Annotated in this window: 18 protein-coding genes and 1 riboswitch; of the genes, 6 read left to right on the forward strand and 12 right to left on the reverse strand. The window is 61.2% G+C overall.

Going from position 1 to position 20,132, the window contains the following annotated elements; all coding sequences use genetic code 11:
* Positions 1-321: 321 nt before the first annotated feature.
* Complete coding sequence (locus HU720_RS10215) at positions 322-1,731, reverse strand: amino acid permease (RefSeq protein ID WP_186519747.1); 1,410 nt, start codon at positions 1,729-1,731, stop codon at positions 322-324.
* A gap of 422 nt (positions 1,732-2,153) precedes the next feature.
* Here HU720_RS10215 and HU720_RS10220 point away from each other — a divergent pair, with 422 nt between their 5' ends.
* Positions 2,154-3,578 (forward strand): PLP-dependent aminotransferase family protein, encoded by a 1,425-nt coding sequence (locus HU720_RS10220; RefSeq protein WP_186519852.1) that lies wholly within the window; start codon positions 2,154-2,156, stop codon positions 3,576-3,578.
* Positions 3,579-3,676: 98 nt separating this feature from the next.
* The gene (locus HU720_RS10225; protein WP_186519749.1) at positions 3,677-5,458 is read left to right on the forward strand and encodes a thiamine pyrophosphate-requiring protein; all 1,782 of its coding nucleotides are present in this window, start codon (positions 3,677-3,679) and stop codon (positions 5,456-5,458) included.
* Positions 5,459-5,530: 72 nt separating this feature from the next.
* Here HU720_RS10225 and catA read toward each other — a convergent pair whose 3' ends face one another.
* The 7 genes from catA to benA all read right to left on the reverse strand — a co-directional run bounded on the left by catA (position 5,531) and on the right by benA (position 11,791).
* Positions 5,531-6,457, reverse strand: coding sequence for a catechol 1,2-dioxygenase (gene catA / locus HU720_RS10230; RefSeq protein WP_186519751.1), 927 nt, complete (start codon positions 6,455-6,457; stop codon positions 5,531-5,533).
* Between the two features lie 37 nt (positions 6,458-6,494).
* On the reverse strand, positions 6,495-6,785 hold the full coding sequence (gene catC, locus HU720_RS10235) for a muconolactone Delta-isomerase (protein ID WP_186519753.1): 291 nt from the start codon (positions 6,783-6,785) through the stop codon (positions 6,495-6,497).
* A gap of 26 nt (positions 6,786-6,811) precedes the next feature.
* Positions 6,812-7,933 carry a muconate cycloisomerase family protein gene (locus tag HU720_RS10240; protein ID WP_186519853.1) on the reverse strand — a complete coding sequence of 374 codons (1,122 nt, stop codon included), beginning with the start codon at positions 7,931-7,933 and terminating at the stop codon, positions 6,812-6,814.
* A gap of 61 nt (positions 7,934-7,994) precedes the next feature.
* Positions 7,995-8,753: a 1,6-dihydroxycyclohexa-2,4-diene-1-carboxylate dehydrogenase gene (locus HU720_RS10245; RefSeq protein WP_186519756.1), complete on the reverse strand. Its 759-nt coding sequence runs from the start codon at positions 8,751-8,753 to the stop codon at positions 7,995-7,997.
* Positions 8,754-8,869: 116 nt separating this feature from the next.
* Positions 8,870-9,880, reverse strand: a complete 1,011-nt coding sequence (benC, locus tag HU720_RS10250; RefSeq protein WP_186519758.1) for a benzoate 1,2-dioxygenase electron transfer component BenC — start codon at positions 9,878-9,880, stop codon at positions 8,870-8,872.
* Positions 9,881-9,950: 70 nt separating this feature from the next.
* Positions 9,951-10,436 carry a benzoate 1,2-dioxygenase small subunit gene (benB, locus tag HU720_RS10255; protein ID WP_186519760.1) on the reverse strand — a complete coding sequence of 162 codons (486 nt, stop codon included), beginning with the start codon at positions 10,434-10,436 and terminating at the stop codon, positions 9,951-9,953.
* Entirely contained in the window at positions 10,433-11,791 is a 1,359-nt protein-coding gene (gene benA / locus HU720_RS10260; protein ID WP_186519762.1) for a benzoate 1,2-dioxygenase large subunit, read from the reverse strand. Before benA ends, benB begins: the two co-directional genes overlap by 4 nt.
* 125 nt (positions 11,792-11,916) lie before the next feature.
* On the opposite strand from benA, the gene HU720_RS10265 reads away from it, so the two are divergent.
* Positions 11,917-12,366 (forward strand): GNAT family N-acetyltransferase, encoded by a 450-nt coding sequence (locus HU720_RS10265; protein WP_186519764.1) that lies wholly within the window; start codon positions 11,917-11,919, stop codon positions 12,364-12,366.
* Positions 12,367-12,420: 54 nt separating this feature from the next.
* Here HU720_RS10265 and HU720_RS10270 read toward each other — a convergent pair whose 3' ends face one another.
* The 4 genes from HU720_RS10270 to HU720_RS10285 all read right to left on the reverse strand — a co-directional run bounded on the left by HU720_RS10270 (position 12,421) and on the right by HU720_RS10285 (position 16,524).
* Positions 12,421-13,377 carry an AraC family transcriptional regulator gene (locus tag HU720_RS10270; protein ID WP_186519766.1) on the reverse strand — a complete coding sequence of 319 codons (957 nt, stop codon included), beginning with the start codon at positions 13,375-13,377 and terminating at the stop codon, positions 12,421-12,423.
* Between the two features lie 185 nt (positions 13,378-13,562).
* Positions 13,563-14,708 carry an AAA family ATPase gene (locus HU720_RS10275; protein WP_186519768.1) on the reverse strand — a complete coding sequence of 382 codons (1,146 nt, stop codon included), beginning with the start codon at positions 14,706-14,708 and terminating at the stop codon, positions 13,563-13,565.
* A gap of 14 nt (positions 14,709-14,722) precedes the next feature.
* Entirely contained in the window at positions 14,723-15,583 is an 861-nt protein-coding gene (locus HU720_RS10280) for an RNA ligase family protein (RefSeq protein ID WP_186519770.1), read from the reverse strand.
* A gap of 239 nt (positions 15,584-15,822) precedes the next feature.
* On the reverse strand, positions 15,823-16,524 hold the full coding sequence (locus HU720_RS10285) for an NUDIX hydrolase (RefSeq protein ID WP_186519772.1): 702 nt from the start codon (positions 16,522-16,524) through the stop codon (positions 15,823-15,825).
* Positions 16,525-16,668: 144 nt separating this feature from the next.
* Between HU720_RS10285 and HU720_RS10290 the strand changes: the two genes are divergently transcribed.
* The 3 genes from HU720_RS10290 (at position 16,669) to HU720_RS10300 (ending at position 19,830) form a co-directional block, all read left to right on the forward strand.
* Entirely contained in the window at positions 16,669-17,319 is a 651-nt protein-coding gene (locus HU720_RS10290) for a nicotinamidase (RefSeq protein ID WP_186519774.1), read from the forward strand.
* Positions 17,316-18,515 (forward strand): nicotinate phosphoribosyltransferase, encoded by a 1,200-nt coding sequence (gene pncB, locus HU720_RS10295; RefSeq protein ID WP_186519776.1) that lies wholly within the window; start codon positions 17,316-17,318, stop codon positions 18,513-18,515. The genes HU720_RS10290 and pncB overlap by 4 nt, the downstream gene beginning before the upstream one ends.
* A 148-nt stretch (positions 18,516-18,663) precedes the next feature.
* The gene (locus HU720_RS10300; RefSeq protein ID WP_186519778.1) at positions 18,664-19,830 is read left to right on the forward strand and encodes a heparan-alpha-glucosaminide N-acetyltransferase domain-containing protein; all 1,167 of its coding nucleotides are present in this window, start codon (positions 18,664-18,666) and stop codon (positions 19,828-19,830) included.
* A 73-nt stretch (positions 19,831-19,903) separates the two neighbouring features.
* Positions 19,904-20,102, forward strand: a riboswitch (cobalamin riboswitch).
* The last annotated feature ends 30 nt before the right edge of the window (positions 20,103-20,132 follow it).

Raw genomic sequence — 20,132 nt, forward strand, 5'->3', positions numbered from 1 at the left:
GCGCAGCAGCCCTGAAAACCCAAGGGGCTGCTACGCAGCCCAACGCGGGGCAAGCCCGCTCGCCACCAGAGGAAATATGTCTGGCGGGAACAGGCTTGTACAAAACCATAGAATCTCCCACAGTCATCTGGGCAAGCCCGCAATGTCGCGACTTTGCGCGGTCCGTGTGGGAGCTGGCGACAGCCTGCGATTGGGCCGGCAGGCCGAGTCGAGTTGCCCGAACCGCAAGCCCACGGTGCTGGATGTGATAGACAGCCAACCTTGAACGCAAAAACGGCCGGGCCCCGCCAAGGGCCCGACCGCTTTAGGTCACGCTAACGCTTAATGACGCTTGGCGCTACGGATCTGGTGCACCACACCCATCGCCACCACCACACACGCAGCAATGCCAGTCGAGATCACCAGAATCTGGTAGTCAGGCATAAACGCCATGGTCACCAGGGCAGCGACGATAAACGCGATTACCAGGTAGGTCAGCCAGGGGAACAGCCACATCTTCAGCTGCACCTGCTTGCCTTCGGCAATCAACTTGCGGCGCATACGCAGTTGCGAGCAGGCGATCACCAGGTAGACCAGCAGCGCGATCATGCCCGTGGTGTTCATCAGCGTATCGAGCACGTCTTTAGGGCGCAGTGTCTCGCTGAAGTTGATCAGCGCACACACCACAGCGACCGCACAAGAACCCAGAATCGCGTAAACCGGCACCCCGGTGCCTGCACGGGTGATCTTGAACAACGATGGAGCATCGCCACGCTGGGACAGCGAGAACAGCATGCGCGAAGCGGTGTAGTGCCCGGAGATCAAGCAACTGCTCACCGAGGTCAATACCACGAAGTTCATCAGCAGCTCGGCATACGGCACACCCAGCAGCTCCAGCGTCCGACGGTAGGCGCCATAGCCCGAGACCCCCAGGTGCGGGTCGTTCCAAGGCACCAGGCAGACGATCAGGAAGATCGAACCCACGTAGAACAGGCACACGCGCCACACTACCGAGTTGGTCGCCTTGACGATCTGTGCAGCCGGGTCCTTGGCTTCGGACGCCGCGATGGTGACGATTTCAGCCCCCAGAAAGGCGAACATCACCCCAAGCAACGCACCGATTACCGTGGAGATGCCGTTGGGCATGAAGCCTTCAGCCGTCAAGTGCGTGATGCCGCGCACCTCGCCGAACTGCCAGACGTTCATCACCGCAGCGGTGCACACCACCAGGAAGCAGACAATCGCCACCACTTTGATCAAGGCGAACCAGAACTCGAACTCGCCGTAGTGCTTGACGTTGAAGAAGTTGACAGTGATCAGCAGCAGCGTCGTGGCCAGCACGAACACGTTGACGCTGACGTCGGGGAAGAAGCCGTGCAGAATCTTGCCCGCCACGTAGGCTTCCCAGGCCATCAGGATCACCCAGTACCACCAGTATAACCAGCCGATGGTGAAACCGGCCCAGCGGCCAATGGCGCGGTCAGCGTAGGTGGAGAACGAGCCGGTGTCCGGCGAAGAGGTCGCCATCTCGCCCAGCATGCGCATGATCAGCACCACCAGGATGCCGCCAGCGAGGTAAGCCAGCACGGCTGCTGGGCCTGCGCTGTGGATGACGCTGCCGGAGCCGACGAACAGTGCGCCGCCGATAACACCGGCGATCGACATCATCGTCAGGTGGCGCGATTTGAGCGAGGCACTGAGTTTGCTCTCGTGCTCGCCTTTCGCGGTGGTGGATGTGGATGTTGCGTCCATCAGTTATGTACCCCGTGCTTCTTTTTATCCAAGGAAAACTGTGAAACCCCGATGGCTATCGGTCTCACCTGTACAGTGCAAATGCGGGCAGGGAGGTGTGCGCAGCACACGCAGGCCATCCATGGCGGCCTGCTCACGCGGTCAGAAGTCGCCCTCTGAACGTGCAGAACCATGCTGGGGCCAGGCCATTGAAGGCCGACCGGCAGAAAGAAGTTTCGAGGCGAACCTCGACGGTGAAGCGGCGATTTTATGATTATTCATGACGCTGGTACGCGCTGTGTTGGAGATATCTGACACGTAATGTAAAAATGTCTGACGCAGAGAGCCATGCACAGTGGCATGAAATCCGCACTGCACTGTACAGGCTGCCAATGCAATACACCCCGCAGGCGCTTGGCGTTACGCACCCCGAAGGCACCCGAATGTTCCAGCTACACCCTGAATCCCCTACCCCGCTGGTCAACCAGATCATTGACGGGTTGCGCCAACTGATCGACAACCAGACCCTCAAACCTGGCGCGAAGGTGCCGTCGATCCGCGCGTTCGCCGCCACCTACTCGGTGAGCACCTTCACCGTGGTGGAGGCGTACGACCGCCTGGTCGCCCAGGGCTTGCTGGTGAGCAAGGGCAATGCAGGCTTCTTCGTCAATCGTGCTGCCAACGAACTGATAGAAAGCCAGAACGTCGAAGCCGACACCTCGCGCCCGACATTCAACTCCGAGTGGTATCTGCAACAGATCTTCGAAATCCGCCAACTGCCGTTCAAGCCCGGCTGCGGCTGGTTGCCCAATGAATGGATGTACGAGGAAGGCCTGCGCCGCGGCCTGCGCCAAGTCGCCGGCAGCCCGCTGGAGCTGTCGGGCTATGGCGACCCCATGGGCCTGGCAGAGCTGCGCGCACTGACTGCGCAGAACCTGCAACAGGACCTGTCGATCGTCGCCAACCCGGCGCAATTAATGCTCACCCACGGCGCCAGCCAGGCCTTGGACCTGGCGGTGCGAACCCTGGTTCGCCCAGGTGACGTGGTGCTGGTGGACGACCCCGGCTACCCCAACCTGATGAGCATCCTGCGCACCCAGGGCGCAACCCTGGTTGGCGTGCCGCGTACCCCGGCCGGCTACGACCTGGACCAGCTCGAACGCCTGCTCGCCCACCACCGCCCTACCGCGTTCTTTACCCAGCCGCACCTGCACAGCCCGACCTGCTCGCGCACCCCGCTGGCGCAGTTGCATCGGCTGCTGCAACTGGCCAGCCAGCATGGTTTCCGCCTGGTGGAGAACAACCTCTACGCCGACATGATCGCAGACCCGCTGCCATGCCTTGCCAGCCTCGACCACCTGCAGCAGGTGGTGTACGTGGGCAGCTATTCGAAAAGCATCTCGCCCAACGTGCGGGTCGGCTACCTGCTGGCCAACCCTGAACTGACCCAGCAACTGGTGCACCTGAAAATGCGTTCAGGCCTGACCACCTCCCAGGTGATGGAGCGCGTGGTCTATGCAGCGATCATCGACGGGCGCTGGCGCAAGCACCTCAAGCGCCTGCGCCAGCGCCTGGCCGAGGCGCACCAGGAGGTGGGACGCCACTTGCACCGGCTCGGTTTCGAGCTGTTCACCGAGTCCGACGAAGGCATGTACGTCTGGACCCGCCACCCAGCCATCCCAGACAGCGCTGCGCTGCTGGACGACGCCTTGGAGAAAGGCATCATGCTCGGCCCCGGCCAGTTGTTCATGGTCGATGCCAAAGCGACCGGGTGGATGCGCTTCAACGTGGCGTTCAGCACCGACCCTGCCATGTGGGAGCTGTTAGAAAAAGTGCTGGTCAAGCATGTAAAGCGCGGCAGCATGTAGCGCACCGCGGGCTCTATCGGCAGCCCAGCCAACCCAGTGAAACTTTCGCCAACCCCGCCCAGTCCAGACCCCTATCGATCAATGACTGGGAGCAGATGATGACGGGTACGGTAGGCGACTTTCTGGTGGAACGTTTGTACGAGTGGGGCGTGCGGCGCATATTTGGCTACCCAGGCGACGGCATCAACGGCGTGTTCGGCGCGCTGAGCCGCGCCAACGGCAAGATCCAGTTCATCCAGGCCCGCCACGAAGAGATGGCTGCGTTCATGGCCAGCGCCCACGCCAAATTCACTGGCGAGCTAGGCGTGTGTATCGCCACCTCTGGCCCTGGCGCCTCGCACCTGCTCACCGGCCTTTACGATGCGCGCATGGACCACCAACCGGTATTGGCCATCGTCGGCCAGCAGGCGCGGGCAGCGCTTGGTGGCCATTACCAGCAGGAACTCGACCTGGTGTCGATGTTCAAGGACGTAGCGGGTGCGTTCGTACAACAAGCGTCCACCCCTTCGCAGGTGCGTCACCTGCTGGACCGCGCAGTGCGCACCGCCGTCGGCGAACGCCGCGTGACAGCAGTGATTCTGCCCAACGACCTGCAAGACCTGCCTTACAGCGAACCGGCCAGGGCCCATGGCACTGTGCACTCCGGCGTCGGCTACAGCAAGCCGCGCGTGGTGCCTTTCGAGGCGGATCTACAACGCGCAGCCGATGTGCTCAATACCGGGCGCAAAGTGGCAATTCTGGTGGGGGCAGGTGCGTTGCAAGCCAGTGAACAGGTTCGGGCTGTCGCGGAAAAACTTGGCGCCGGTGTGGCCAAGGCGCTGCTGGGCAAGGCTGTGTTGCCGGATGACCTGCCGTGGGTCACCGGCGCAATTGGCCTGCTCGGCACCGAACCCAGTTACCAGTTGATGAACGAGTGTGACACCTTGCTGATGATCGGCTCGGGCTTCCCCTATTCGGAGTTTCTGCCCAAGGAGGGCCAGGCGCGCGGCGTACAGATAGACCTGCAGCCAGACATGCTCAGCCTGCGCTACCCGATGGAGGTCAACCTCACCGGCGACGCCGGCGAAACCCTGCAAGCGCTGCTGCCGCTGCTCGAACACAAGGACGACCGGCGCTGGCGGCGCAAGGTAGAAGGCTGGCGCGCGCGCTGGGACAAAACCGTGCACAAGCGCGCTCTGGCCAAGGCCGAGCCGATCAACCCGCAACGTGTGGTACACGAGCTGTCGCCACGCCTGCCAGACCACGCCATCATCACCAGTGACTCGGGTTCCTGCGCCAACTGGTTCGCCCGCGACCTGCAAATCCGCGAGGGCATGCAATGCTCGCTGTCGGGCGGCCTGGCATGCATGGGCGCGGCGGTGCCCTACGCCATCGCCGCCAAGTTCGCCCACCCCCAGCGCCCGGTGGTGGCATTGGTGGGCGACGGCGCCATGCAGATGAACAACCTGGCCGAGCTGATCACAGTGGCCAAATACTGGCAGCAGTGGGAAAATCCACGGTGGATCTGCGCGGTATTCAACAACGAGGACCTCAATCAGGTGACGTGGGAGCAGCGGGTGATGGAAGGCGACCCGAAGTTCGAGGCGTCGCAGTCAATCCCTGACGTGCCGTATCACCTGTTTGCAATATCCATTGGCCTGGAAGGTATTTTCGTCGACCGCGAAGAGGACGTGGGCCCCGCCTGGGAGCGAGCGCTGGCGGCAGATCGCCCGGTTTTGATCGAGTTCAAGACAGACCCCAACGTGCCGCCTTTACCGCCGCACATCAAGCTTGAGCAGGCGAAGAAGTTCGCCGGCACCCTGCTCAAGGGTGACCCCGACCAGGCCGGGGTAATCGTGCAAACCGCCAAGCAGGTGCTCAAATCGGTGTTGCCGGGCTGACCGTGCCATCGGACCCCTTCCCCCTCTTGCAAGCTGCGTGAAACAAGGCATGCAAGAGGGGGAGCGCTGGGCTTATGCCTCTTGAAGCGCACGTGGCCGAGCGTTGCGCTGTTCAGCACCGCTGTCAGCGGCATTCTGCAACTGGAAATCAAACTTCAGTTCAGCGTAGCGGCCAGGCACGCCGCGAGCGCCGTCTTCGCGGAACACGATTTCCCCCACCAGCCCTTCTCGCGTCGCATAGGCGAAGTCGTCCCACAGGTACTTGTCACCCGAAAGGTTGATTTGAGTGGTCAGGTGGCGGTAGCCCGGCGCAGAAATGAAGAGGTGCACATGCGCCGGCCGCTGGCCATGACGGCCCAGCAGATCCAGGCATTCCTGAGTAGGGCCTTGCGGGTCGCAACCGTAGCCAGAAGGCACGATCGAACGCGCGCGATAGCGGCCTTGCGCGTCAGTGACGATGCGCCGACGCAGGTTGTAGTCCGACTGGCTCTTGTCGAAGAACGAGTACGTGCCACGGGTGTTGGCATGCCAAAGGTCGACAGTGGCTCCGGCCAGGGGCTTGCCCTGCGGGTCGAGCACCTGCCCTTCAAGGAACATCACGGTTGCGCTGCCGTCTTCACTGCCATCATCCATCCGCGCTTGCCCTTCGGCGAGCGGAGCACCTGCTACGTACAGAGGGCCCTCAATCGTACGTGGGGTGCCGCCCGTAAGGCCAACCTCGGCATCCTTGGCGTCCTGGAGCAAATCAAGGAAGTGCTCGAGCCCCAGGCCTGCTACCAACAAGCCAGCCTCGCCCTTGCCGCCCAGGCGGTTCAAGTAATCGACGGCATGCCAGAATTCATCCTCGGTGACCTCGAGGTCTTCGATCAACCGCGCGGTGTCCTGCAGAACGCGGTGGATGATGGTCTTGATGCGGGCGTTTCCGTCGGTGTTGCCAAACCCGCTTACCTCGTCGAAGAACTTTTGGGTCTCGGCAGATTGCGAAATTTTCACGGTCATGATCGGGTGCCTCGTCTTGTTCTGGTTGGATCGCAGCTCAGCGGTCATCGCTGTGGATGGACGATGGGTGGCGGCAAAGGCCTTCGACCTGGATGTCCATGTAAGGGAACAGCGGCAGTTGCATGAGGGTGTCGTGCAGCGCCTCAACGCTCGGCACATCAAAGACGCTGTAATTGGCGTACTGCCCCGCAATACGCCACAGGTGTCGCCAGGTGCCGTCTCTCTGCAGGCGTTGCGCCAGGTCTTTCTCGTCGGCCTTGAGCTTGGCGGCCTGTGCCGGGTCCAAGTCGACGGGGAGCTTCACGGTCATCTTTACGTGGAAAAGCATCTGTTCTTTCTCCTTGCAGATCAGCATCAATGCCGGCAGAAACGCGCCAGGCGTTCTTCATTCAGGCTCAGGCCAAGCCCCGGTGTCCGAGGAACATGCAGCTCGAAGTCCCGGTAAACAGGAGGCTCGTTGACGATTTCTTCTGTCAGCAGCAGTGGCCCGAACAGCTCGGTCCCCCAGGTCAACTGGCGCAGCGTCAGAAACGCATGGGCAGAGGCCAGGGTGCCGATCGAGCCCTCGAGCATCGTGCCGCCATACAGAGCAATGCCGGCGGCCTGTGCGATCTGCGCAGTGCGCAGCACTGCGCGAGGCCCGCCATTTTTGGCGATCTTCAGTGCAAAGATGCTGGCCGCACCGTCGGCTGCCAGGCTGAAGGCATCTTCAACACTCTCGATGGATTCATCGGCCATGATGGGCGCTGGGCTGCTTTGGTTGAGCCGGATCTGGCCACTACGGTTGATGCGTGAAATGGGCTGTTCGATAAGGTCGATGCCGTTGTCAGCGAGCAGCCGGCAAGCCCGGATGGCTTGTGACTCGTCCCAGTACTGGTTGACATCGACCCGCACGCTGGCACGCTCGCCCAGCGCGCGTTTGATTGAAATGACGTGTTTGAGATCTTGTTCGAGCGGGTTCGCGCCAATCTTGAGCTTGAAAACGCGGTGACGGCGAATTTCAAGCATATGTTCCGCTTCCGCGATATCGCGGGCCGTATCGCCGCTGGCCAAGGTCCACGCAACTTCCAGGCTGTCGCGCACACGGCCGCCGAGCAGCTCGCTGACTGCCAGCCCAAGACGCTTGCCTTGCGCGTCGAGCAGTGCAGTCTCGATACCTGACTTGGCAAAGGTGTTGCCCTTGGCCAGTTTGTCCAGTTTCTGCATCGCAGCGTTGATGTTGCCAGCAGGCAGGCCAAGCAACGCCGGAGCAAGGTACGCATCGATGTTGGCTTTGATGCCTTCCGGGCTCTCGTACCCATAGGCAAGCCCACCAATGGTGGTTGCCTCGCCGATGCCTTCTACACCGTCACTGCAGCGCAGGCGCAGCACCACCAAGGTTTGCTTCTGCATCGTATGCATGGCGAGCTTGTGCGGGCGAATGGTCGGAAGGTCGACAATGATGGCATCGAGCCTGTCGATTGTTGGGTAGGTCATGGTGAAGTCCGTTTGGTCAGAGAGATGATGGTTTGATGTGCCCGGCGCTTGCGCTTCGCCGCTACCCCAAATCCCCTCCCCCCACTGGAAGCGTGACGCCGGTGATGTAAGAGGCATCGTCCGACGCCAGGAACAGAATCGCGCCCACCTGCTCATCGATGCTGCCGTAGCGCTTCATCAGGCTACTGCTGAGGGTCTGGTCGACAATTTGTTGGTACCAACCCTCCTCGTCCTGGCTCTGCTGCTCGCTGTTTCGCGGTATGCGCCGCGGTGGTGCTTCAGTACCGCCTGGCGCCGTTGCGTTCACCCGCACCCCACGCTCCGCTGTCTCGAATGCAAGGCACGAAGTCAGTGCGTTGACACCGCCCTTGGCGGCGCCGTACGGCACGCGGTTGACGCCTCGCGTGGCGATGGAGGAGACATTGACGATCGCGCCGCAGCCCTGTTCAAGCATGTAAGGCAGAGCGGCATGGCAACACCATAAAGTCGGGAACAGCGAGCGACGTACCTCCGCCTCGATCTGATCTTTCTCGTAGTGCTCGAACGGTTTGGCCCAAATCGTGCCGCCAACATTGTTTACAAGCACATCCAGCTTTCCGAATGCCTCTACCGCCGCAGCCATTACCCGACTGCACGCTTCATGCTCTTCCAGGTTGGCCGTCAGGGTGAGCACACCAGGGCCGGCCAGTTCATGAACAAGATCCGAGCGATCCACTGCGACGAGCAATGCCCCTTCAGCCTTGAGCTGCCGAGCAACGGCCAGCCCTATTCCCTGGGCAGCGCCTGTCACCAAGGCGACTTTGCCTTGAAATCGGTTCATACACTTCTCCCTCGCCGCCTCCTGCATGACCGCCAGGAAGCACGCGCCAGGACGCCATGACAGCGTCGAATAAAAAAGAGGGCTGCCTTCACCCGCGCGATGACAGCCCCCAAAGGTCAGGATGCGGCTGCGAATTTCTCGTAGTAGAAATTGGCCGGGGTAAGGCCTTGCTCAGCCATATAACGGTGGACTGCCTCCACCATGGCAGGCGGGCCGCACAGGTAAACGTCAACGTCACCCTCATTCAGGTGGGCCGGTGCGATGTGCTGGGTCACGTAGCCTTTCAGTGGGTGCTGGCTTTCAGGGTTCGCCACACAAGCGCCGTAGGTGAAATTCGCAATGCAGGCTGTAAACCGGTCCAGACGCTCGATCTCGACGAGGTCGAAATCGTTGGTCACGCCATAGATCAGGTGCACCGGAAAATCACTGCCCTGCTCGGCGATCCGCTCCAGCATGGCGGTGAACGGTGCAAGCCCAGTCCCCCCCGCCAGCAGCAACAGTGGCCTCTGGATGGGGCGCAGGTAGAAGCTACCCAGTGGGCCGACCAGGCTCAGGCTGTCGCCTACCTTGGCTTCGCGGGTCAAGAACGTACTCATCAAGCCGCCCGGCACGTTGCGGACCAGAAAGCTAACCTGGCCATCCTTCTGCAAGGTGCTGAACGAGTAAGCACGCGAGTGTTCGGTGCCTGGCACCTGAAGGTTGGCGTATTGCCCCGCAAGGAATGCCAGCCGCGCCAAGGCGTCGCCCTTGATAGAGAGCGCAAGGGTGCTCTCTGACAGCTGCTCGACGCTGCTGATGACTGCCTGGTAACGGGCTTGCTCCAGCTTGCACACCTGTGAGGACGCAGGAATGCTGATGACGCAATCGCTTTCGGCGCGCATCTGGCAAGTCAGCACCAGGCCTTCGGCGATTTCTTGCTCACTCAGTGCGTCTTCAATGAAATTGTCACCCAGGTCATAGCGCCCGGATTCGGCTTTGCACTTGCAGGTACCGCATGCCCCGTCACGGCAGTCCAACGGAATATTGACCCCCTGGCGATAAGCGGCATCGGCTACGGTTTCGTGGCCACCGGCTTCGATGAAGCGTGTCACGCCATCTTCGAAATTGAGTGCGATCTGGAAACTCATGTTGCACCTCGCGGGCGAGTTCCAGCACCGCGCGCCGAGGCACGCGTGCGGACACTCGCCTTGCTTCGTATCAGATGTGGTAGATGTCGATGACCTGACGGACATAGTCATTTTTCAGTACCACTTTTTTCGCCTTGATCAGCGGCTGTTCGCCGCGCAGATCCAAGGTGTAGAAGCTGGTACCGAAGTAGCTGTCAGTGGTCTTGTAGCGAAAGCTCAGCGTGTGCCAGTTGAAACGAACGTTGCACACGTCATTGCTGTGCTCGACAACTTCGATGTTGCTGATGTTGTGAGAGGTGCGTGTATCCGGGACGGTTGCGCTCGAGCGCTCGGTCTTGATGCGGAATACACGGTCCTCAAGCCCGCCACGGTTGCCGTACCAGATCAGCGATATTTCACTCTGCGGGTCTTCGGTCAGCGTGTCGTCATCGTCCCAGGACGGCATCCAGAAGCTTGCATCGACTGCATACAGCTCCAACCACTCATCCCACCGAGCGTCATCCAGCAAGCGTGCTTCGCGGTACAGGAAGTCGCGGACCGTTTCATGAAGGCTCATTGCACAGCCTCCACAGGGATGAGTTTCTGCTCGTGCTCAAGCGCCTTGATCATCATGTCCTGCCAATACTTGTGCTGCAGGACGAACAAGCCTTCGTCTTCCGTACGCACGCCAGACATCAGAGGCTTGAGTTCGATTTCCTGCGCCGCCTGGTCTGCACCTTCAACCCAGTGTTCAGCCCCGCGGGACATATCGTTCCAGCCTGCCCCGCCACCATAGCCGGTCTGGCAAGAGCGGAACTCTTCAAGGTCATCCGGGGTGGCCATGCCACTGACGTTGAAAAAGTCCTCGTATTGGCGAATCCGTTTTGCCCGAGCATCGGCGCTCTCGCCTTTCGGGGCGATGCAGTAGATGGTGATCTCGGTCTTGTTGACGGAAATCGGTCGCGCCACACGAATCTGGGAACTGAACTGGTCCATCAGGTAGACGTTCGGGTACAGACACAGGTTGCGCGAGTTCTGGATCATCCAGTCCGCGCGTGCCTGCCCATGGTCCTGTGCCAGTTGCTCACGACGCTCGAACGCCGGGCGGTCCTCGGGGTTGGCCCAGCGGGTCCAGAGCAGCAGGTGGCCGTGGTCGAAGGAGTAGAAGCCGCCCCCTTGCTTGGCCCAGGCGCCTGCACTCATGGTCTTGATTTCATCGCCCGCTTCGCGCTGCTTGCGCTGATTCTGAGTGGCGGCGTAGTTCCAGTGTACGGAGCTTACGTGGTACCCATCAGCGCCGTTCTCGGCGGTCAGTTTCCAGTTGCCTTCATAAACATACGAGCTGGCGCCGCGCAGTACTTCCAGCCCCTCAGGGGACTGGTCGACGATCATGTCGATAATCTTGGCAGATTCGCCTAGATGCTCGACCAAGGGTTTGACGTCTGCGTTGAGGCTACCGAAGAGGAAGCCGCGGTAGGATTCGAAGCGGGCGACTTTGGTTAAATCATGCGACCCCTCGCAGTTGAAACTGGCAGGGTAGCCCGCGCTGCTGGGGTCTTTGACTTTGAGCAGCTTGCCGCTGTTGTTGAATGTCCAGCCGTGGAACGGGCAGGTGTAGCTGGAGCGGTTGCCACGCTTGTGCCGGCACAGCATGGCGCCGCGGTGGCTACAGGCATTGAGAAACGCATTCAGCTCCCCGTCCTTGTTGCGCGCGATGAAGATCGGCTGGCGCCCCATGTTCAGGGTGATAAAGTCATTTTTCTCCGGGATCTGGCTTTCATGCGCCAGATAGATCCAGTTGCCCTCGAAGATGTGCTTCATCTCAAGGTCGAACAGGCGTGGGTCAGTGAACATCTCCCGCTTGCAGCGGTAGACACCCTTCTCGCGATCGTCCTCGAGCAAGGCATTGAGGTAGTCGAATCCCAGGAACATGGCCAGGGCCTCCATTGTTATTGTCAGGCCAGGCCAGCTTAGGGCGAGCATCTGCGTTCAGATATCCACTCGCTGCACAGTGATATCCACTCCTTGCATTAATTCGGTAGGATTGAGGGCTCAGCATGGAATGTCACATTCGTCCCGCCACGAGCAGAGATGCAGTAGCGATAAGCCGCGTAGTCATTGCCGCCCTGCGGGAGTCAAATTCACAGGACTATCCGCCTGGTGTGATCGCTCAGGTTGAGCAAAGCTTTTCTCCTGACGCCATCACCACACAGCTTACGAAGCGTAAGGTCTTCGTAGCCTTGTTGGGCGAAAACATTATTGGCACTGCCGGTCTCGACGGTGATGTGGTCAGAAGTGTTTTCGTTGACCCGGCTCACCAGAAAGGCGGTATCGGGCGGCATTTGATGGATGTCATTCATACAACTGCTGCCCACGCAGGAGTTGGCGCTGTACGTGTGCCATCGTCAATTACAGCTGAACGGTTTTATACCGCGTTGGGTTATCAAAAAATCCGCGACGAGTTTCATGGGGCGGAGCGCACCATCGTCATGGAGAAGCGGCTGTAGGATTAGCCCAGACTATTTACCCACTTATGCGACACGGGCTTGTCTGTTAATGGGCTAGCGGCTGTTCCTGACGGTTTCCGACGGCAACTCGCCAAACTGCTGGCGATAGGTTTCGGCGAAACGCCCAAGATGGGTGAACCCGTACTCAACCGCGATCTCGGTCACACTGCGAACCGCGCAGCTTCTGTCGCTCAGGCAGGCGTGCACCCGCTCAAGCTTGCGCTGGCGAACATAGCGCTTAGGCGTGACCCCTAGATGCCGCTCAAACAGCACGTAAAGCGACCGCACACTCATGCAGGCCTGCGCAGCGAGGGTATCCGGCGATAGTTCGAGCTTCAGGTTACGCTGGATGTAATCCAGAATCGGCGCCAGACCCCTGTTCGGACTCCCGAGGCATTCGTACCGAATGTTGGTGCTGAGCAGCGTCAAAAGCTTGCTGGCGACGATTTGGCTGTAGTGGGACTGAACGCGAGGCAGAGAGTCTACAACCTCCGCTTCATGGCAAATCATCGACAGCAACGGGACAAAACCCGCCAGCTCATCCAGCCGATACTGATTCCTGGTAAACCTCACCCCTTGAGCCGGTCGCGCCCATCGCTGCTCGTCGCAAATGGAGTCAACCAACTGCATGGGCACCTTAAGGATGAACTTCTCGCAGTCAGCGGAATAGGTCAGGTCGACCTGCTCATCCGGGTTGATGAGCAGCAATTCCCCAGGTACCAGGTGATGCGCTTTCTCCCTGCTTCGCCACAGGCAGTTGCCGCTTAGCAGCACTTGGAGGTGGTATACGTTTTCCAGGGCTGGGGAGGTCACGCGAACGCTCCCCCCGTAGCTGATCCGGCAGAGGTCGAGCTCAGCAAGTTTGCGATGGCTGAGACTCGCCTGGGGATGAGTGGTATGAGACAAGCCGATGCAGTGCTTCCCTACATGCCGGTTAACGTAGTCCGACACGGCATAGGGGTCAGCGTGCTGGAACACGCTACTACTTTCGCTTAGCAGACGGCTTTCCATTAGGCAGGCACTCGGTGACGTCGTTATTGTGTGCCGTTTCCTACTAGGCTTGTGGCCTGTGGTCACGGTCAGATTCGTTGCGCCGCGGCCGAGGCCGCGGGCACATAACCAGCATCGTATGAAGTTTGCGAAGCTTCAGGCAATGAACCCGACGAAAAGCCTGTTCGATTAACGAACAGCTACCCTCACCCGGTCACCACCTGGTAAGTCACTTGGTGCGCCTCAGTGGGCAACGGCACCTCCCACTTGAACAGCATCCGGCGGATGTCATCGTTACGCAGCGAGGTGTCGCGCCGCTGGTTGCGCCGCATGATTTCGCCCTCCGGGCGCTCCAGGTACACCATCTGCACCTGCGCGCCATAACCGTACAGCAAATCCAGTGTGCGGCTGCGCATCTGCGCCGACAGGTGCGTCGAGTTCCACACAAACGGCCGGTGCTCGCGCAACAGGGCCTTGGCGCGGTCAATGGCGTAGTGCGCCGCCGCCCCTTCGTTCTGCCCATGGCGCAAGCCCAACGCCTGCCGCGCGTCGTCAAACGACACGACCGGCAGTTGCGGGTGATGCTCGGCGGCCCAGGTATCTTTGCCACTGGCCGGCAGGCCCGACAACATCAGCACCTGCGAGCCCTGGGGTTGGTGCAACGAGTAGTCCGGATGCACCCGCGCACCGCGCAGGTACTGGATGCGCGTGTAGTCATCGGCAAATGCACGGGGCCCATGCAGGCAGCCTTCTTCTGCAGCCAGCTCGCGCCACACCTCGATGGCCGTCAGCACATCGGCCTTGCCACTGAAGTGCCGGCCCTCCATGTCAGCCTCGGCAATGGCACACAGCATCCAGACCGGCAGCTCCCAGGACAGCTTGTGCAGCAGGAACTCCGCGCTGCGCCCGCTGCGGTCGCCTTGCAGGGCGAAGAACGGCAACTGATGCACCGCGATGATTCTGCAGATCTGCTCGCGCAACGCGAACGGTACGCCCGCCCGCCACAGCAGCAAGCGCGCATCCACCGCCCCACGCCGGGAGTGGCCGGGCTGGCCGATACGCCCGGTTTCGGGGTCGATGACGGTGGTATCGGGTTTGGCGATGTCGTGCAGCAAGGCTGCAAAAAACAACACAAAACGCTGGTCCGCCGTGGCCTGCTGGTAGGCGCGCTGCGCCAGCAATGCCTGCACCACCATGCGCGTATGAATCCAGACGTCGCCCTCGGCGTGGTAGGTCGGGTCTTGCGGGGTGTCCGCCAGGCGAGCCAGCGCCGGGATAACCGCAAGGCACGCCGATGCGTCCATGTCGTGCCCGGGTGCGGGCACCAGCTGTTGCAAGTGTCGAATATCCATTTCCGGATGCTCCTTCAGTAGCCACGGCGCGGGCCGTGCCAGTCCATGGACAGGCTCGGTGCGTAAAGGTCGACGCCGTCGGCCAGTTGATTCGGGATGAACGGTTGGCTGGCATGGTGCTGGTCGGCATCAAGGATTGCCTGCACAAAATCCTGCCGTACCCATTTGAGCCGCCCCAGGGTCTGCTGGTGGTCTTCAAGCTTCAGGTACAGACCCTCCATGCGGCTGGAGTGATCGCATTGGCGCCAGGCGCGGGCCAGGTCCAGGCCCTCGCGCTGCACCACCTGGGCGAATACCTCGCGCCACTGCGCGCTCTTGGCCAATGAGTCGCCCACCAGTGCCATCAAATCGGCATAACGCGCCGGGGCCGGCCCCTCATACAGCACCGGCACCGACAGCACCGGCCCACCATCGAGCAGGCGCCGGCGCGCTTCAGTGGACAGGAACAGGCCCCTGGCCCGGTCCCAGACATCGAACTCGCAGAAGTAATGCGGCAGACGGTCGTAGAACACCGAATGCTTCTTGTGCAGCCACTCGCCGTACAGCACGAAGCGGTCTTCCAGGCGTTCGAGCAACCAGTGTTCATGGGCTACCGCCCACTGCTTGAACAGGTTGAACTGTCGCTCGCGCCCGCCTCCGGTGAGGTAATGGCCACGCGATTGCAAACGCAGCTCGCCACCTTGGGTAAAGCTGATGCCGGCGTTAGCGCCGTCGAGTTTTTCTTCTACCACAAGCCAGGCACCGGCCAGAGCGCTGTAGCGAACCTGGCCGTCGTCAGTGTCGCCATCCTGCAGGCGTGAGCCTTGCAAGTGCGGCGTGCGGGGGTATTTGAGCAGATCAAGGGTGTGCGCATCGGCACGAAAATCCATGTTCATGGGTTTCTCCACAGAAATTGGGAAAAACCGACGACAGGATCAGGCAGGCATGGCGATGAAGCGCCGCCGCGCACAGGCGCAGGCAGCCATCAGGCAAGATGGACCGTCGTCGGTATCAGGCGTGTTGGCTGAGGCAGGGCACTGGCTTCACCACTTGGAAAAAGGTTGCAGGGGTTTGAAGGCGCGCATTCAACAGCAACTGGCAGGGCCAGGTCAAGGGCAAATGTGCATCGACTGTTTCAACCGCCGGCGAGCAGGCTGCGGTCAAACACGAACCCACGAGGCTCACGCGGAGTGTGCCGATACAACTGCTGCGGGCGGCCCAGGCGCGGCTGGTTCTTGTCGCCGGTATCGACCACCCAGCCCTCGCCTTTCATGCGCTCAAGGCGCTTGCGCACCGAAGTGCCATTAACTGGCTGGCCCAGGCACGCCTGCATCGCGGCCAGGGCATCGAGCACCGTGAAGCGCTCCGGCACCAGGTACAGCGGCAAGTTGGTATACAGGCTTTTGGCAGCCAGGCGCTCGCCAGCGCGCTCAACCAACAGCCGGTGATCGAACGGCAGCGCCTGCTTGCCGGTCAACAGGCTGTCAAGGTCGTGAAAGGCTAGATGCTCGCTTTGCAGGGCCGTGTCCGGGTCGAGCAGCGCCAGGTAATAGGTGCTCAATGACCAGCCACGCGGATCGCGCACGGCATTGCCCTCGGTCCCCACTTGCTCCAGATGCCGTGGTTGCACCAGGGCCTTTTCGCTCAACGCGCGGGCAGCAGCGGCATCGAGGCTGCTATCGGCGCTGCGGCCATTGACGATGACACCGGGCAACGCCCACTGCCCGGCATGCGGCTCACGCTCGCGCTGATGCAGCAGCACCTGAAGGCGCAGATTATGCGGTGACAGGCGCAGGGCAACGATATCTACGCTGGCCAGGACTTCTGCTGTGCTCACTTGATGCCTCCCCTCTGAGAACCTGCCTATATTCCACCAGAGCAATTAAATAGGGCAAGCAACAAATTATTTGGTTGGCCGGCCTTGACACACTTAGTGCACCAGATGGATTATGTACCCATTCCAGCCGGGGAGACCCCTCAGATGAAAATCGCAAGCTTCGATGTTGACGCCCAAAATGGCTTTACCAGCAACGCCCCGCACGAGCTGCCGGTGCCGGGTGGCGAGCTGATCGCCCCGGCGCTCAACGCCATGGCCCGCCGCGCCGACCTGCGCCTGGGCAGCAAGGACGCCCACCCAGCCAATGCGGCCTGGGCTGTCGCCGAACACGGGCAAATGCTGCAACCGCTGACGCTGGCCAATGCCGACCTGACCTGGGTCAGCCACTGCGTCCCCGGCACCGCAGGCTTCGAGCTGCTACCTGGCCTGCCCGCCCCCATCGACTACGACTACTTCGTCTGGAAAGGCGTGGAGCCAGACCTGCACCCCTACGGCGCCTGCTACCACGACCTGGCCGAACGCCGCTCCACCGGCGCCATCGAATACCTCAAGGTGCAGCAGGTGCAGGCGATCATCGTCGGCGGCCTGGCCCTGGACTACTGCGTGCGCACCACTGCCCTGCAACTGCGCCGGGCGGGCTTCGAAGTGCTGCTGTACCTGCCGGCCTGCTGCGCCCTGAGTGCCGATGGCGCCAACGCCGCATGCAGCGAGATGCAAGCCGCCGGTATCTACCTGTGCGCCGACGAACAAGCGCTAGACACCCAACTCACCGCCCTCAAGGAGCCCCGCCCATGACCGACAGCGTATTCGGCCCACGGATCGTTCAGAACCTGCTGGACACCGACTTCTACAAGATCACCATGATGCAGGCGGTGCTGCACAACTACCCCAACGCCGAAGTGGAATGGGAATTCCGCTGCCGCAACAACGAAGACCTGGCGCCGTACCTGGCCGAGATCCGCTACCAGGTCGAGCAGTTGAGCGAGCTGTCGGTCACCCTGGACCAGTTGGCCTACCTTGAGAAGATCCCGTTCATCAAGCCGGACTTCATTCGCTTCCTCAGCCTGTTCCGCTTCAACCTGCGCTACGTGCAGGTAGGCCTGGACGATGCCGGGCAACTGGCCATCCGCGTGCGCGGGCCGTGGCTGCACGTGATCCTGTTCGAAATCCCGTTACTGGCGATCATCAGCGAGGTGCGCAACCGCTACCGGTACCGCGACGTGGTCATCGAGCAAGTCGGCGAGCGCCTCTACCAGAAGCTTGATTGGCTCAAGGCCGAGGCCAGTGCCGATGAACTGGCCGGCTTGCAGCTGGCCGACTTCGGCACCCGGCGGCGCTTCTCGTACCGGGTGCAGGAAGAGGTGGTGCACATTCTCAAGCGGGACTTCCCCGGGCGCTTCGTCGGCACCAGCAACGTACACCTGGCCCGCGAGTACGACTTGAAACCCATCGGCACCATGGCCCATGAATGGTTCATGGCGCACCAGCAACTCGGCCCACGCCTGGTCGACAGCCAGGCTGCTGCGCTGGAATGCTGGGTTCGCGAATACCGCGGGCAGTTGGGTATCGCCCTGACCGACTGCATCGGCATGGATGCGTTCATGCAGGACTTCGATCTGTATTTTGCCAAGTTGTTCGACGGCCTGCGCCACGACTCCGGCGACCCATTGGTCTGGGCCGAAAAAGCCATCGCCCACTACCAGCGCCTGGGCATCGACCCGCAAAGCAAGACGCTGATCTTCTCCGACGGGCTGGACTTCGCCAAGATGCTCGAACTGTACCGGGCACTGAGCGGCCGCATTCACGTAAGCTTCGGTATTGGCACCAACCTCACCTGCGATATTCCGGGTGTGGCGCCGATGAACATGGTGATCAAGATGACCGCCTGCAACGGCGCCCCTGTGGCCAAGATTTCCGACAGCCCAGGCAAGACCCAATGCCGGGACGAGAATTTCGTGAGCTATCTGCGGCATGTGTTCAAGGTGGCGTGAGGAGCAAGCGGCAAGCAAAAGCGGATTGGCGCTTTCTTGCAGCTTGTAGCTTTGGGCTCGAAGGTCCAAAAAACGCTGTGAATCGGTAGGTGCATGGTTATAAGATAACGTTTCTTATCGTGATCTTTCTGCCTGTGACCTCTCCTCCATGACAAGCGCATCAGCCCCCCCTACCCTGCTATCCCAGCGCCTGCAGAGCATTGACGCCCTGCGCGGGCTGGTGATTCTCTTCATGCTGCTCGACCACGTGCGTGAGACGTTCTTCATGCATCATCAGGTCAGCGACCCGATGAACGTCGAACTGACCGACCCCGGTCTGTTTGCCAGCCGCACCCTCGCCCACTTGTGCGCACCTGTGTTCGTGCTGCTCACAGGGCTGTCAGCCTGGCTGTACGGCGAGAAGTACCAGGGCCGTGGGGATGTCTCGGCGTTTCTGTTCAAGCGCGGACTGTTTCTGGTGGCGCTGGAATTCACTCTGGTCAACTTCGCCTGGACCTTCCAGTTGCCGCCGACGGTGATCTACCTGCAGGTCATCTGGGCGATTGGCATCAGCATGATTGCCCTGTCCGTACTGGTGTGGCTGCCGCGCGCTGCGCTCATCACCCTGGGCACAGTGATCATTGCCGGGCATAACCTGCTCGATGCCCTGCATTTTGGGCCTGAGTCGGCACTGCACGTGCCGTGGGCCATCCTGCATGACCGTGGCTGGCTGCAAGCCTGCGACAGCCTGCGCCTGCGCACTTCCTACCCAGTGCTGCCGTGGATTGGCGTAATTGCCATAGGCTATGGCCTTGGGCCGTGGTTTGGCCGTGCCAGCCAGGCAGGGGCCCGGCAAAAGCGCCTGTTGCTGGCCGGTAGCGCGGCACTGCTTGGGTTCGCGCTGCTGCGCCTGATCAATGGCTACGGCGAAGCGCCATGGAGCAGCTACGCGAACGTCACGCAAAGTGTGATGAGCTTTTTCAACATCACCAAGTACCCGCCGTCGCTGGTGTTTCTGACCCTGACGCTGGGCTGTGGGCTGTTGTTACTGCGCGGCTTCGAACGAGCCGGGACTACCCGCTGGATCAACGCGCTGACAGTGTTTGGCGCGGCGCCCATGTTCTTCTACCTGCTGCACCTGTATGTGCTGAAGCTGTTGTACCTCGCCTGCGTGGCGGTGTTTGGGCTCAACCGTGGCGGGTATTTCGGTTTTGAGGCTATCAGTGCGGTTTGGCTGGTGGCAGTGGTACTGGCGGCTGCCCTTTACCTGCCAGTGCGTTGGTTCGCGCAGTTGAAGGCTCGCCGGCGGGATATCGCCTGGCTCAAGTATCTGTAATGCCACTATCTGCCCCTACACCGCGCTGTGGTTTATGTGGGCAGCAAAAACGTTTCCCCCTGGCGGCTGATGGTCTACCATGCCGTCCGCCGGTTTCCCCAGGGAACTAACAGGGAATCCCCGGCTTGCCAGTGGCAAGCCAACGGGAACTGCCCCCGCAACTGTAGGTGCCGAGCCCGCGCCATCAATGCCACTGGAGCGAACCTCCGGGAAGGCTGGCGCAGGGCCAGGACGCACCAGTCAGGAGACCTGCCGGCGCACATTCACCAACCGGCGGGGTGTCCGGGATGGCCATCTCCACC

Source organism: Pseudomonas sp. SWRI51, assembly GCF_014268825.1.
GTDB classification, from domain to species: Bacteria; Pseudomonadota; Gammaproteobacteria; order Pseudomonadales; family Pseudomonadaceae; genus Aquipseudomonas; species Aquipseudomonas farsensis.

Excerpts from the sequence above, each read along its gene's own strand:
- HU720_RS10215 (WP_186519747.1), bottom strand. The coding sequence starts at position 1,731 with ATGGACGCAACATCCACATCCACCACCGCGAAAGGCGAGCACGAGAGC.
- HU720_RS10220 (WP_186519852.1), top strand. The coding sequence starts at position 2,154 with ATGTTCCAGCTACACCCTGAATCCCCTACCCCGCTGGTCAACCAGATC.
- HU720_RS10225 (WP_186519749.1), top strand. The coding sequence starts at position 3,677 with ATGACGGGTACGGTAGGCGACTTTCTGGTGGAACGTTTGTACGAGTGG.
- catA (WP_186519751.1), bottom strand. The coding sequence starts at position 6,457 with ATGACCGTGAAAATTTCGCAATCTGCCGAGACCCAAAAGTTCTTCGAC.
- catC (WP_186519753.1), bottom strand. The coding sequence starts at position 6,785 with ATGCTTTTCCACGTAAAGATGACCGTGAAGCTCCCCGTCGACTTGGAC.
- HU720_RS10240 (WP_186519853.1), bottom strand. The coding sequence starts at position 7,933 with ATGACCTACCCAACAATCGACAGGCTCGATGCCATCATTGTCGACCTT.
- HU720_RS10245 (WP_186519756.1), bottom strand. The coding sequence starts at position 8,753 with ATGAACCGATTTCAAGGCAAAGTCGCCTTGGTGACAGGCGCTGCCCAG.
- benC (WP_186519758.1), bottom strand. The coding sequence starts at position 9,880 with ATGAGTTTCCAGATCGCACTCAATTTCGAAGATGGCGTGACACGCTTC.
- benB (WP_186519760.1), bottom strand. The coding sequence starts at position 10,436 with ATGAGCCTTCATGAAACGGTCCGCGACTTCCTGTACCGCGAAGCACGC.
- benA (WP_186519762.1), bottom strand. The coding sequence starts at position 11,791 with ATGTTCCTGGGATTCGACTACCTCAATGCCTTGCTCGAGGACGATCGC.
- HU720_RS10265 (WP_186519764.1), top strand. The coding sequence starts at position 11,917 with ATGGAATGTCACATTCGTCCCGCCACGAGCAGAGATGCAGTAGCGATA.
- HU720_RS10270 (WP_186519766.1), bottom strand. The coding sequence starts at position 13,377 with ATGGAAAGCCGTCTGCTAAGCGAAAGTAGTAGCGTGTTCCAGCACGCT.
- HU720_RS10275 (WP_186519768.1), bottom strand. The coding sequence starts at position 14,708 with ATGGATATTCGACACTTGCAACAGCTGGTGCCCGCACCCGGGCACGAC.
- HU720_RS10280 (WP_186519770.1), bottom strand. The coding sequence starts at position 15,583 with ATGAACATGGATTTTCGTGCCGATGCGCACACCCTTGATCTGCTCAAA.
- HU720_RS10290 (WP_186519774.1), top strand. The coding sequence starts at position 16,669 with ATGAAAATCGCAAGCTTCGATGTTGACGCCCAAAATGGCTTTACCAGC.
- pncB (WP_186519776.1), top strand. The coding sequence starts at position 17,316 with ATGACCGACAGCGTATTCGGCCCACGGATCGTTCAGAACCTGCTGGAC.
- HU720_RS10300 (WP_186519778.1), top strand. The coding sequence starts at position 18,664 with ATGACAAGCGCATCAGCCCCCCCTACCCTGCTATCCCAGCGCCTGCAG.